Origin of the sequence: Sphingobium sp. B7D2B (assembly GCF_025961895.1) — a bacterium.
In the GTDB taxonomy this organism is placed as follows: Bacteria; Pseudomonadota; Alphaproteobacteria; order Sphingomonadales; family Sphingomonadaceae; genus Sphingobium.
Genome location: NZ_JAOQOM010000001.1, coordinates 1,878,751 through 1,891,030, shown reverse-complemented (window position 1 = coordinate 1,891,030; position 12,280 = coordinate 1,878,751). Strand labels below are relative to the sequence as shown.

Here is a 12,280-nt window from a genome sequence, read left to right as displayed (position 1 = left end):
ACCGCCCTTCGGCTATGTCAGATCAGTTGAAGGACACGCGCATCGTCGCCTTGCGACCCCTCAACGTGTAGCCAACCGCGCCGAAGCCGATGACCAGCATGGCCCAGACAGCCGGCTCAGGCACCGGCGGAGCGTTGCTTCCGGTCACGGCAATATTGTCGATGTTCGCCGAGGCGCCACCGACGACGAAGCCGAAGACGACCCGATCGACCAGATTGCTGGCGCCGGCGATGGTGGAGAAATCCCCGGAGAAGGTCGAGAGCAGGCTGAACACTGGCACCTGACCCGCAAAGCCGGTCACGCTGTAGAGCAGGTTGCTGTCCACGGTCGCCAGATCGAAGCTATCGAGCGTGAAGCTTGCGCCGCCCGCTGTCAGATCGAACAGGCTGAGCGCCGTCCCGCCGCCAAAACCGACGCTGGGCGCGCTATTGCCCGAGCCGGTATCGACGACCGAAGACCCCAGTACATTCGCGAAGGTAAACCCATCCTGCGTGTAGCTGGTGAACGGATCACCAGATCCGGAGAGACCATCGAAGCTGATGATTGCGGCCTGTGATGGTGCCGCCAAGGCGGCTCCGGCCATGAGCGCCGCTGTGACAAGCGGCAGTTTGTACATAGTTTTCATCGGTAACTCCCAAGTCCTAAGAGTCACCCCCGGCGCCACCCGATGGAACGGGATGGCACCCCCGCCGCTGCGATGGTTAACATTTCGCAAACGCACAATAGCGCTGCGTTCAATTGTGCTCACGAGGCGAGGAAAGCCGCCTCGGCTCGGGCTCCGGCGCGGTGCAGTGCAGCACATCGCGCGTCAGGCACGGTTTAGCGGGAGGCGACCAGCGCCAGCTGCGGCCCGTGCTGGGCCAGCACCACCCTGGTCACGCCCCGCACCGTTTCGGCGCGCTCGCCAAGCTCGGCATCGAGCTGGAAATCCTCGCCGAGGATGACCCGCGCCCGCCCGCCATCGGGCAGCGCCGCGTCCAGCTCCACCGTCGAGCGCGCGCCGCGCCGTTCGCCCAGCATCTGCCGGAGCGAAGGAATAGCGCCGGGCTCCTCGACGGAAATGACCATCCGCATTCGCGCCGTGCCCACGAGGCGCGCGAAGGACTGGACGTTGCGCACGGTGACGCGCGGGGTCTCCTCACCGGGCTGGCGATCCAGCTCCACGGTCAGCAGGGCGCACTCGTTGCTCTCGTGCAGGGTTGCGAGCAGCTTGCAGCTTTCCTCATCGAAGCAACTGGCCTGGAACTGCCCGCTCGAATCCGAGAAGGTCGCCGAAGCATAGCGGGCGCCGCGCTTGGTCTCGCGCCAGCGTATATCCTCGATCAGCCCGGCCATCATCGCGCCCGTGCGGTCGCCCCCGCCAATGCCATCTGACTGGCCGCACAGTTCCGCATAGCTGCGCACGCCCTTGCCGCGCGCGAGGATGCGGTAGCGGTCCACGGGGTGCGCCGAGAAATAGAAGCCGAACGCCTCCTTCTCCTGCGCCATGCGCTCGACGGCGGCCCATTTCACATCCGGCAGCGGCACATCCGCATGGGAAACGTCCTCCCCACCGAACAAGCCGCCCTGCCCGCTCTCGCGCTGCTCGGCGGCTTTGGCGGCAACCGCCAGGAACGCCTCGGCAGCGGCATGGACCACCGCGCGGTCCAGCCCCAGGCTGTCGAAGGCGCCGGCCGCCGCCAGACTCTCAAGCTGCCGGCGATTAAGCAGGCGCGGTTCGATCCGCCCGGCCAGATCATCGAGATCGCGAAACGCGCCGCCTCGGACCCGCTCCTCGACCAGCGTTTCCATCGCCTTCTCGCCCACACCCTTGAGGCCACCGAGCGCATAACGGACGGCATGGCGGCTGGCATCCTCCGGGTCCGGCTCCACCGAGAAATCGGCTTCGCTCACGTTGATGTCGGGCGGCAGGCAGGTCAGCCCCATGCGGCGCATATCATCCACGAAGACGGTCAGCTTGTCCGTCTGGTGGATATCGAACGCCATGGAGGCGGCGTAGAATTCGGCCGGATAATGCGCCTTGAGCCACGCGGTCTGATAGGCGAGCAGCGCGTAAGCGGCCGCGTGGCTCTTGTTGAAGCCATAGCCGGCAAACTTGTCGATCAAGTCGAACAGCTCATTGGCCTTCTTCTTGTCGATCTGGTTATGCGCCTTGCAGCCTTCGACGAAGGTCGCGCGCTGGGCGTCCATCTCCGCCTTCACCTTCTTGCCCATGGCGCGGCGCAGCAGGTCGGCGCCGCCGAGCGAGTAGCCGGCGAGGATCTGCGCGGCTTGCATCACCTGTTCCTGATAGACGAAGATGCCGTAGGTCTCGTTCAGGATCGGCTCGAGCAGATCGTGCGGATATTCAATCGCCTCCTCGCCATTCTTGCGGCGGCCGAAGAGCGGGATATTGTCCATCGGGCCTGGCCGGTAGAGCGAGACCAGCGCGATGATGTCGCCGAAATTGGTCGGCTTCACCGCGGCGAGCGTCTTGCGCATGCCCTCGGATTCCAGCTGGAATACGCCGACCGTGTCGCCGCGCTTGAGCAGATCGTAGACCTTCGCGTCGTCCCAGCTCAGCCCTTCCAAATCGACGCTGACACCGCGCTTGGCGAGCAGCTTGACCGCGCGTTGCAGCACCGAGAGGGTCTTGAGGCCCAGAAAGTCGAACTTCACCAGTCCGGCGCTCTCGACATATTTCATGTCGAACTGGGTCACCGGCATGTCGGATTTGGGATCGCGATAGAGCGGGATCAGCTCCGACAACGGACGGTCGCCGATCACCACGCCGGCGGCGTGGGTGGAGCTGTTGCGCGGCAGGCCCTCCAGCATCATCGCCTGATCGACCAGCCGCTTGATCTGCCCGTCGGCCTTATATTCGGCCACGAACTCGGCGGAGCCATTCATCGTCCGCTCCAGCGTCCACGGGTCGGTCGGGTGATTGGGGACCAGCTTGGCCAGCCGGTCGACCTGATTATAGCCCATCTGCAGCACGCGGCCGGTATCCTTGAGCGCCGCGCGCGCCTTCAACGTACCGAAGGTGATGATCTGCGCGACCTGATCATGGCCATATTTGCCCTGCACATAACGGATGACTTCGCCGCGCCGGGTTTCGCAGAAATCGATGTCGAAGTCCGGCATCGAGACGCGCTCGGGATTGAGGAAGCGCTCGAACAGCAGGCCCAGCGCCAGCGGATCGAGATCGGTGATCGTCAGCGCCCAGGCGACGACCGAGCCAGCGCCCGATCCACGGCCCGGGCCCACCGGAATATCCTGCGCCTTTGCCCATTTGATAAAGTCGGCCACGATCAGGAAGTAGCCGGGGAAGCCCATCTGGATGATGATATCCAGCTCGAAATCGAGCCGGGTGAAGTAATCCGGATAGCGCGCCCGCAGCGCGGCTTCATCAAGCTCGGCCGCGCCTTCGCCATGCGTGTGCTGATGGATCTTGCGCAGGCGCCCGACCAAACCCGCCGTCGCATCGACGCGCAGTTGCGCCTCCTCACCGTCGCGGTCGCCGGCGAGGCTGGGCAGGATCGGCTTGCGCTTGGGCGCCATCACCGCACAGCGCTGCGCCACGACGAGGGTGTTGGCGATGGCCTCCGGCAGATCAGCGAACAATTGCTGCATCGCATCGGCCGGCTTCATCCAGCTTTGCGGCGAGCTTTTCGGGCGGTCGTCGCTCTCCACATAGCTGCTGTTGGCGATGCAGAGCAGCACGTCATGGGCCGGATGGAAGCCGGCATCGGCATAACAGGCGGGATTGGTGGCCACGAGCGGCAGATTGCGCGCATAAGCGAGGTCGATCAGCGCGTCTTCCGCCGCCGCCATGATCGCATCGTCGGTGCGGGACAGCTCGATATAGAGGCGATCGCCGAAGAGGGCGGAGAGCCGGCCCAAATAGCGACCGGCTTCCTCCGGCAGGCCTTCCGCCAGCAACCGGGCGAGTGCGCCTTCGCCGCTCGCCGTCAGGCAGATGAGCCCATCGGCATGGCGCTCCAGCGCCTCGAAGGAGACATGCGCCTCTTCCATTTCCGGCCGCTCGACATGGGCGCGGCTCGCCAGCGCGCAGAGATTGCCATAGCCGACATCATCCTGCGCCAGCAGGACCAGCCAATCGATCTGCACCGGCGCATTGTCCGGCCGGCCGGGGCGCGCCACCGCGAGCGTCGTGCCGATGATCGGCTGCACGCCGGCCTTGGCGGCCGCGTCGGAGAAGGCCATGGCCGCATAAAGGCCGTTCCGATCGGTCAGCGCCGCGGCCGGGAAGCCCAGCTCCTTGGCCCGCGCGGCAAGCTGCTTGGGCGCAATCGCGCCCTCAAGCAGGGTGTAGGCCGACAGGTTACGGAGCGGAACATAGGGCTGGTGCGGCATGACCGCTGTTATGGGGCCTTGGCGCCCATCTGGAAAGGGCCGCGCGCAAGTTACCCACAGGCTTTGCACCACTGAGACCGCCGGCACTGGGTCATCCCCGCAATCCCCCTGAACGCCCGATCTTGCAAGGACTTGCGCCCCGGACCCAAGATGGTTCAATGAGTCGCAGAAACAGGGGACGGGATTATGGACATCGAACCGACGGGTGGCACGGCGCCATCGCTCATGGAACGCGCGAAGGCGATCATTCTCAAGCCCAAGGCGGAATGGCCGGTGATTGCGGCGGAGACGACGCCGAGCGGTGACATCTTCACCAACTACGCCCTGCCACTGGCGGCGATCAGCCCGATCGCGGCCTTCGTCGGCGGCCAGCTCTTCGGCTTCGGCGCGTTCGGCTTCAGCTATCGCCCGTCGCTGATGGGCGGCCTCTCCATGGCGGTGACGAGCTTCATTCTGGCGCTGGTCAGCCTGTTCCTCATCAGCTTCATCGCCAACAAGCTCGCGCCCAAATTCGGCGGCGTCGGCAGTTCCCGAAACGCCTTCAAGCTGGTTGCCTATTCGATGACAGCGAGTTGGCTGGCCGGCATCTTCAGCATCGTGCCGTCGCTCGGCTTCCTTGGAATTCTCGGCCTCTATTCCTTCTATCTCTTCTATGTCGGCGCCGCGCCGCTGATGAAGGTGCCGCCCGAGAAGGCGCTCACCTACACAATCGTCTCGGTGCTGTGCATTCTGGTCATTTATATCGGCATTGCCGCGATTACTTCGACTATCGGCCGCACCTTCGGCTTCTCGCCCTCGGGAAGCCTGGGCGGCGGCACGGTGACGACCGAAGATGGCGATACGATTACCCTGCCCGGAGTCGGCAACATCGATACCGGCAAGATCGAGCAGGCAGCGCGCGACATGGAAGCCGCGCAGACCCGTGAAGCCGTCGCTCCGGCGCAATTGCAGGCGCTCCTGCCCGCCAGCATCGGCGCCTATCAGCGCACGGCGATCAGCAGCATCAAGGCCGGCCCCACCAGCCAGGCCGAGGCAAGCTATGAGGCAGGTGGCAAGCGCTTCACCCTCAAGGTCTCCGATATGGCGGCGATGGGCGCGATTGCCGGCATGGCGAGCGCCATGGGCGTTGAATCCAACCGTGAGGATGGCGACAGCTACGAGCGCACCACGACGGTGGACGACAATATGGTCATCGAGCGGTGGGACCGTGGCGCCGGCAATGGATCGTTCGCAACCACGGTCGACAAGCGCTTCATGGTCGAGGCAGAGGGCGACGCGGGCAGCATCGACGAACTGAAGGCGGCCGTTGCCGCCATCGACATGGCCAAGCTGAATGGCCTAGGGCGCTAATAGAGCGCCGATCCGTTCAAAAATAGCCCGCGCCTGAGCGGATCAGGCGCGGGGCTGGAAGCGGCGGCGATTTACCAGTCCAGCACTTCGCCATCATAGGCCCAGAAGCGGCCGCTATTCTCCATGCTCAGGCCATCGAGCACCCGCCGCAGACCCGCCGCGCTGGTCTCCACGTCGATGTCCGCGCCGGGACCACCCATGTCAGTGCGCACCCAGCCGGGGTGAAGAGAGGCCACTGCAATCCCATCGCCCGCGAGATCGGCGGCGAGGCACTGCACGACCTTGTTCACCGCCGCCTTGGAGGCGCGATAAGCGAGATGGCCCGACTGCGGCGCGGCCATCGACCCCATGCGGCTGGAGGTCACCGCCACGCGCGGATGAGCCGCCTTGCGCAAATTGGGCAGCAGTGCCTGGATCACCCGCAACGGGCCGAGCACGTTAACATCGAGCGTGTGCAGGAAGCCATCAAAGTCCATGTCCGTGCTGCTCTGACGCTCGGGGCCGATTACCCCGGCATTGGCAAGCAGCAGGTCGACCGGCCTGCCATCGAGCGCCGCCGCGAACTTGCTGACCGATTGCGCATCCGCCACATCCAGCGCCATGGTGGTACCGAAGATGGGATCGGCCCGGTCTTCGCCGCGCATGGCGCGGATCACATCATGCCCGTCCTGCGCATATTGCCGCGCCAGTTCCAGGCCGATGCCCCGATTGGCGCCGGCGATCACGATGGTTGCCATGAGTCGTCTCCTGTCGCGTGCCGCCGGCCACCATGGCGCGCCGGCACAAATCGCTAATCGAGAAACCCGTCATGCAGCCGAACGATCCGGTCCATCCGCGCCGCCAGCCGCTCATTATGCGTTGCGATGAGCGCGGCTGAGCCCTGCTCGCGAACGAGCCGGATGAATTCGTCCAGCACCACATCGGCCGTGCGCTCATCCAGATTGCCGGTCGGCTCATCGGCCAGCACCAGCGCCGGGCGATTGGCAAGCGCGCGCGCCACCGCGACGCGCTGCTGCTCGCCGCCGGAAAGCTGGCTCGGCTTGTGCTCGAGCCGGTGGCCGAGACCGAGGCTGGTGAGCAGGCTTTCCGCCCGCGCCAGCGCCTCAACCTTGCTCTTCCCCAGGATCAGCTGCGGCAGGATGACATTCTCGACCGCGCTGAAATCGGGCAGCAGATGATGGAACTGGTAGACGAAGCCGAGCTTCTCGCGCCGCAGCGTCGTGCGGCCATCATTACCTTCGCTTGCAACTTCGACGCCGCAGAGGCGGATCGAGCCGCCAAAGCCGCCCTCCAGCAGGCCGATCGCCTGCAACATGGTCGACTTGCCGGAGCCGGACGGGCCGAGCAGCGCCACGATCTCGCCGGCCTGCACGTTCAGGTCCACGCCGCGCAGCACGTCGATTTTGGCGCCGCCCTGCGTGAAGCTGCGCGACAGGCTGTGAACGGAGAGCACCTCACTCATAGCGCAGCACCTGTACGGGGTCGGTATTGGCAGCCTTGAAGGCCGGATAAAGCGTGGCGAGGAAGCTGAAGCCCACCGCCATGATGCAGATCGCGCCAATCTCGACTGGATCGGGCTTGGACGGCAGCGAGGTCAGGAAGCGGATCGACGGATCCCAGAGTTGCTGGCCGGTGAGCATCTGCACGCCATCGACAATGCCCTGGCGGAAGAACAGGATCACCGAGCCGAGGACAAGGCCTGCGCCGGTGCCGAGCGTGCCGATGGTCACGCCCACCGTCACGAAAATCCGCAACAGGCTGGCGCGCGTGGCGCCCATTGTGCGCAGGATCGCGATGTCGCGTGTCTTGGCGCGGACCAGCATGATCAGGGAGGAGAGAATGTTGAACACCGCGACCAGAATGATCAGCGAGAGGATGACGAAGGAGACCACGCGGTCCACCTGCAGTGCCTCGAACAGGCTGGCATTCATCTGTCGCCAGTCGATCACCTGGCCTTGCGTCGCCACCTGCTTGGTCAGCGGCGCCAGGATCTCGCCGACGCGGTCGGGGTCTTCCGTCTGCAGCTCGACCATGCCGACTTTGTCGCCCATCAGCAGCAGCGTCTGGGCATCCTGCATCGGCATGATCACGAACGCCTTGTCATAATCGTAGATGCCGATCTCGAAGACAGCGCCGATCTCATAGGGGAGCTGGCGCGGCACCGTGCCGAAGGGCGTCGAGCGCCCGGCCGGATTGATGACGCTGATCGACTGGCCAACGCCCACGCCAAGCGCCTCAGCCAGGCGGGAGCCGATCGCGACCTTGCCACTGCCGGCCCGCACATCCTTGAGCGAGCCTGCCAGCACCTTGCCGGAGAGCGACGCATTGTCGTGAATATCGGCTTCCGTCATGCCGCGAATCAGGGCCGCTTCCACCCGGCCGTTAAACGTCGCCAGCAGCGGCTGCTCGATCAGCGGCGTTGCACTGGTAACGCCCGGGGTGGCTCGCGACTGCCGCGCGATCTCCTCCCAATTGTCCAGCCGCCCGCCATAGCCCTGCACCACCGCATGGCCGTTCAAACCCACGATCTTGTCGAACAGTTCGGCACGAAAGCCGTTCATCACGCTCATCACCACGATCAGCGCGCCCACGCCCAGCATCACCGCGACGAGGCTGATGGAGGCGACGAGGAAGATGAATCCCTCGCCCTTGCCAGGCAGCAGGTAGCGCCGGGCGATCATGCGTTCGTAACGATTGAGGATCATGGCAGGGGCAGAAGCCTCGCGGGGGGACAGTCTGCGCACCTCTATGGTGCGGGGGAGGGAGTGGCAAGGCCCTGCGGCCCAACCGGGGACATGGCGCGCCTGTTGCGGATATGGCACAGGGTGCTTAACAATTTCGTAGCGTCGCAACTTGCCTGATGACAGCCGCCGTGCGCCATCCTAGCGTCAGCGGCGAAACACAGGCAATCATAGCAGGCCGTGGTTCAGGGATGTCGCGTCCCGCCTGACTCGCTTGAGGGGGCCGGACAGGTGAGCGGAAGCGACGCCAAAGGGGGAGACGATTAATCGTCCACGGGCGCCCGGATCGGCAACGATCTGGGCGCTTAGTCTTTGTGGCGATCTTCCCCGCACGCCTAGCACCCGATTGTTGCCGGATGATGTCAGCGCGCGCGGCACCGCTTGGCTGTGCAAAAATCATGATCACTCGCCACACCTGCCCCTCTTGAAAGGGCATGGCGCGCGCATATCTCTGCCCTGTCCGGTCGCCCATGATGGGGATCGGCTGATGCACCGGGCGCCGACTTCGGGCCTGGCATCGCAGTTCAAACACGCTCCAATGGAGGATTTGATTATGCGTGGCTTTGATTTGACTCCCTATCGCCGCTCCACTGTCGGCTTCGATCGCCTGTTCGACCTTATCGAGAACAGCGCGCGCCTGCAGCAGACGGACAATTATCCGCCCTATAACATCGAGCGCCTCGATGAGGATCGCTATCGCGTGACGGTCGCCGTCGCCGGTTTCAAGGCGGAGGAAATCGACATCACGGCGCAGCAGAACCTGCTCCAGATCACTGGCCGCAAGGCTGAGGTCGCGGAGAGCGAGCGCGCCAATTATCTTCACCTCGGCATCGCGAACCGCAGCTTCGAGCGCCGGTTCGAGCTGGCCGACTTCGTGCGCGTCGAGCGCGCCGACCTCGCCGACGGCCTGCTCATCGTAGAGCTGGTCCGCGAGGTGCCGGACGCGATGAAGCCGCGCAAGATCGCCATTAACGGCAAGGGCGAGGTCATCGACCTCTCAAGCGACAAGAACGCCGCCTGATCCGTTTCAACCCTCTCTCACCAGTCGGAGAGATGAGCGCCCGGGGAAACCCGGGCGCTTTTTTTTATGGCGGACCTTCGCGCCGCATCATTCCTCGAGCTGCCAGCGAATACGCTGGTTAAAGCCGCTTATCACTGGCTGACCCAGCGCATCGCGCGCCGGCGTGTACCGCGCACGCGTCGTGATCATCACGCATGAGGCCTTGTCCAGCACATCATGGCCGCTGCTTTCCACCAGTCTGCAATCGAAAGGCTGGCCGGTCTCATCCACGGTGAAATGGATGATAGTCGCGCCTTCCCAGCCGTTACGCCGGGCGAGGATAGTCGACGGCTGGCACGGCTCCCTGCAGCCTGGCCCGCGTTGCTGGCGCTTTCAGGGCATCTTTTGCCGGATCATAAGGCGGCGGAACCTCGACATGCGCATAGTCGTCCTCGATGGTTTCGGGTACGCCGAGGACCACAGCTTCCACAACGGCACCGAATGCCGCCCTCGCGCGCTCAAAATGCCCTGCATAATCAACGTCGGCCTGCACGGCCTTCCCAGCCCATAGCAGCAAGGTCCCGAGCCCAGCCACACCGACGAGCGCCAATATAAAATCCTGTGATTTGCGGTTCATGCCCCCATCTCCGTTCCCGCATCATGCCCGAGCAACCCGCCAAGGCGCAACCGGTCACCCTGGCCATATCGATCGCCGCACCAGAAGCATTGGCCCCTGCCGCATCTTGCGCTAATCGCGCGGCATGACTGATCGATCGCCTCTCGCTCGCCCCTTCCCCGCCCTCCCGGATATTGCCGGTGTGACGCCGCGCGTCGCCCGTGCCCGGTACAAGCAGTGGGATCGCTGCGACCTCACTTATGTGGAACTGGCGGAAGGCACCGCTGTGGCCGGCGTCTTCACCCGGAATGTCTGCTGCTCGACCGAGGTCGAGCTTGGCCGCGAAAGCGCCGCGCAGGGCAAGGCGCGCGCATTGATCGTCAATGCCGGGAACAGCAATGCCTTCACCGGCTTTCGGGGGCGCGAAGCCGTGGACCAAATTCGCGATCAGGTGGCCGCGCATCTGGGTTGCACCGCCAGCGACGTGTTTGTGAGCTCGACCGGGGTGATCGGCGTGCCGCTGCCCCGCGACAAGGCCCGCGCCGGCGTCGAGGCGGCATTGGCCGCTACGCCCTGCACTTGGGAGCAGGCCGCCGAGACCATCGGCACCACGGACACCTTCGCTAAGGGCGCCACAACCAGCGCCGTCATCGGCGACAAGACCGTCCGCCTCTCCGGCATCATCAAGGGCTCGGGCATGATCGCGCCTGATATGGCGACGATGCTGGGCTATATCTTCACCGATGCTGCCATCGCGCCCGATTTGCTCCAGCAAATGCTGAGCGCCGCCAACCGGCGCAGCTTCTCGTGCATCACCGTGGATGGCGACACCTCCACCAGCGACACCGTGCTGCTCTTCGCGACCGGCAAGGCCGGCAACGCCCCCCTCACGAGCATGGACGATGCCGGCGCCGACGCGTTTCAGGCAGCGCTCAACGACATTTGCACCCAGCTCGCCCAGCTCGTGGTGCGTGATGGCGAAGGGGCGCAAAAGTTCATCGAGGTCGAGGTGACCGGCGCCGTCAGCGACGAGAGCGCCCGGCGCATCGGACTCTCCATCGCCAATTCCCCGCTGGTGAAGACGGCAATCGCCGGAGAAGACGCCAATTGGGGCCGCGTAGTCATGGCGGTCGGCAAGGCCGGCGAGCCGGCGGATCGCGACAAGCTGGCCATCCGCTTTGCCGACAAATGGGTGGCGCAGGATGGGCTTGCCGTGGACAGTTATGACGAAGCCCCGGTGGCGGCGCATCTCAAGGGGCAGGATGTCCGCATTGGTGTCGATCTGGGGCTGGGCACAGGCCGCGCGACCGTGTGGACCTGCGATCTCACCCATGGCTACATCTCGATCAACGCCGATTACCGGAGCTAAGCCTCATGAACAGCCTCAGCAGCGCCGTGAGCGCGCTCCTGCGTGATGTCGCGCGCGATGTCGTCCTGCCGCGCTACCAGAACCTCGCCAATCATGAGGTGGAGGAAAAGACGGTCGGCGAGCTGGTGACCATTGCCGACCGCGAAGCCGAGTTGCGCCTCAATGAAGGGCTGAGCCGCATCCTGCCAGAGGCGGGCCTTGTCGGCGAGGAAGCCTGCGCGACCGACCCCGGCCTTACTGGCAAGCTCGAAACGGGTCTCAACTGGGTGATCGATCCCATTGATGGCACAGCGAATTTCGCTTCCGGAAAGCCGCCCTTTGCCATCATGGTCGCGCTGGCCGATGCCGGCGTGATCCAGGCGGGCTGGATCCTCGATCCGCTCACCGGGCGGCTGTGCGAGGCGTCGCTCGGACAGGGGGCGTGGATCGATGGCGAACGGGTCGAGGCCCGGACGAGCGGCGCGGATATCCCGGTTGCCGGACTGTCCGTGCTGTTCCTGAACCCCGCAGACCGGCAGGCGATGATCGACCGCGTCGAAGGCCAGTTCGCCATTGCCGACATTCCGCGCTGTGCCGGGGAGCAATATCCCCGCATCGTGCTGGGCGTGCATGATCTCGCGGCATTCGAGCGCACCTTGCCATGGGATCATGCCCCCGGCGCGCTCTTCGTCAACGAGGCGGGCGGTCGTGTCGCGCGCCCGGATGGCTCGCCCTATCGGCTGGCGGCAGATCCGGGGCGCGGCCTACTCGCGGCGGCGTCCCCTGCCCTGTGGGATCGTGCGGTGGCGGTTCTGTACGGTTAATCAATAACCGACATAACGGGCTGTTTTGTAACGATAACTAATAAC

11 protein-coding genes are annotated in these 12,280 nt (G+C 64.9%); 4 read left to right on the top strand and 7 right to left on the bottom strand.

Annotated features, from left to right (window positions below; translation table 11 throughout):
• Nucleotides 1-22: 22 nt before the first annotated feature.
• On the bottom strand, nt 23-625 hold the full coding sequence (locus M2341_RS08600) for a PEPxxWA-CTERM sorting domain-containing protein (protein ID WP_264584941.1): 603 nt from the start codon (nt 623-625) through the stop codon (nt 23-25).
• 194 nt (nt 626-819) lie between these two features.
• Nucleotides 820-4,356 carry a DNA polymerase III subunit alpha gene (dnaE, locus tag M2341_RS08595; protein WP_264584940.1) on the bottom strand — a complete coding sequence of 1,179 codons (3,537 nt, stop codon included), beginning with the start codon at nt 4,354-4,356 and terminating at the stop codon, nt 820-822.
• 186 nt (nt 4,357-4,542) lie between these two features.
• Here dnaE and M2341_RS08590 point away from each other — a divergent pair, with 186 nt between their 5' ends.
• The gene (locus M2341_RS08590; RefSeq protein ID WP_264584939.1) at nt 4,543-5,706 is read left to right on the top strand and encodes a Yip1 family protein; all 1,164 of its coding nucleotides are present in this window, start codon (nt 4,543-4,545) and stop codon (nt 5,704-5,706) included.
• A 71-nt stretch (nt 5,707-5,777) separates the two neighbouring features.
• Here M2341_RS08590 and M2341_RS08585 read toward each other — a convergent pair whose 3' ends face one another.
• The 3 genes from M2341_RS08585 to M2341_RS08575 are packed head-to-tail and all read right to left on the bottom strand — an operon-like array spanning nt 5,778 to nt 8,411.
• Nucleotides 5,778-6,443, bottom strand: coding sequence for an SDR family oxidoreductase (locus tag M2341_RS08585; RefSeq protein ID WP_264584938.1), 666 nt, complete (start codon nt 6,441-6,443; stop codon nt 5,778-5,780).
• Nucleotides 6,444-6,496: 53 nt separating this feature from the next.
• On the bottom strand, nt 6,497-7,168 hold the full coding sequence (locus M2341_RS08580) for an ABC transporter ATP-binding protein (RefSeq protein WP_264570168.1): 672 nt from the start codon (nt 7,166-7,168) through the stop codon (nt 6,497-6,499).
• Nucleotides 7,161-8,411 (bottom strand): lipoprotein-releasing ABC transporter permease subunit, encoded by a 1,251-nt coding sequence (locus M2341_RS08575; protein WP_264570167.1) that lies wholly within the window; start codon nt 8,409-8,411, stop codon nt 7,161-7,163. Before M2341_RS08575 ends, M2341_RS08580 begins: the two co-directional genes overlap by 8 nt.
• A gap of 589 nt (nt 8,412-9,000) precedes the next feature.
• On the opposite strand from M2341_RS08575, the gene M2341_RS08570 reads away from it, so the two are divergent.
• Nucleotides 9,001-9,468 (top strand): Hsp20 family protein, encoded by a 468-nt coding sequence (locus M2341_RS08570; RefSeq protein ID WP_181559518.1) that lies wholly within the window; start codon nt 9,001-9,003, stop codon nt 9,466-9,468.
• An 87-nt stretch (nt 9,469-9,555) separates the two neighbouring features.
• Here M2341_RS08570 and M2341_RS08565 read toward each other — a convergent pair whose 3' ends face one another.
• Both M2341_RS08565 and M2341_RS08560 read right to left on the bottom strand, forming a co-directional pair.
• The gene (locus M2341_RS08565) at nt 9,556-9,738 is read right to left on the bottom strand and encodes an energy transducer TonB (RefSeq protein WP_264570166.1); all 183 of its coding nucleotides are present in this window, start codon (nt 9,736-9,738) and stop codon (nt 9,556-9,558) included.
• Nucleotides 9,739-9,772: 34 nt separating this feature from the next.
• Nucleotides 9,773-10,084: a hypothetical protein gene (locus tag M2341_RS08560; protein ID WP_264570165.1), complete on the bottom strand. Its 312-nt coding sequence runs from the start codon at nt 10,082-10,084 to the stop codon at nt 9,773-9,775.
• A gap of 124 nt (nt 10,085-10,208) precedes the next feature.
• Between M2341_RS08560 and argJ the strand changes: the two genes are divergently transcribed.
• Together argJ and M2341_RS08550 are read left to right on the top strand one after the other, a co-directional pair.
• Entirely contained in the window at nt 10,209-11,432 is a 1,224-nt protein-coding gene (gene argJ / locus M2341_RS08555) for a bifunctional glutamate N-acetyltransferase/amino-acid acetyltransferase ArgJ (protein WP_264584937.1), read from the top strand.
• Between the two features lie 5 nt (nt 11,433-11,437).
• On the top strand, nt 11,438-12,235 hold the full coding sequence (locus M2341_RS08550; RefSeq protein ID WP_264584936.1) for an inositol monophosphatase family protein: 798 nt from the start codon (nt 11,438-11,440) through the stop codon (nt 12,233-12,235).
• Nucleotides 12,236-12,280: the final 45 nt, after the last annotated feature.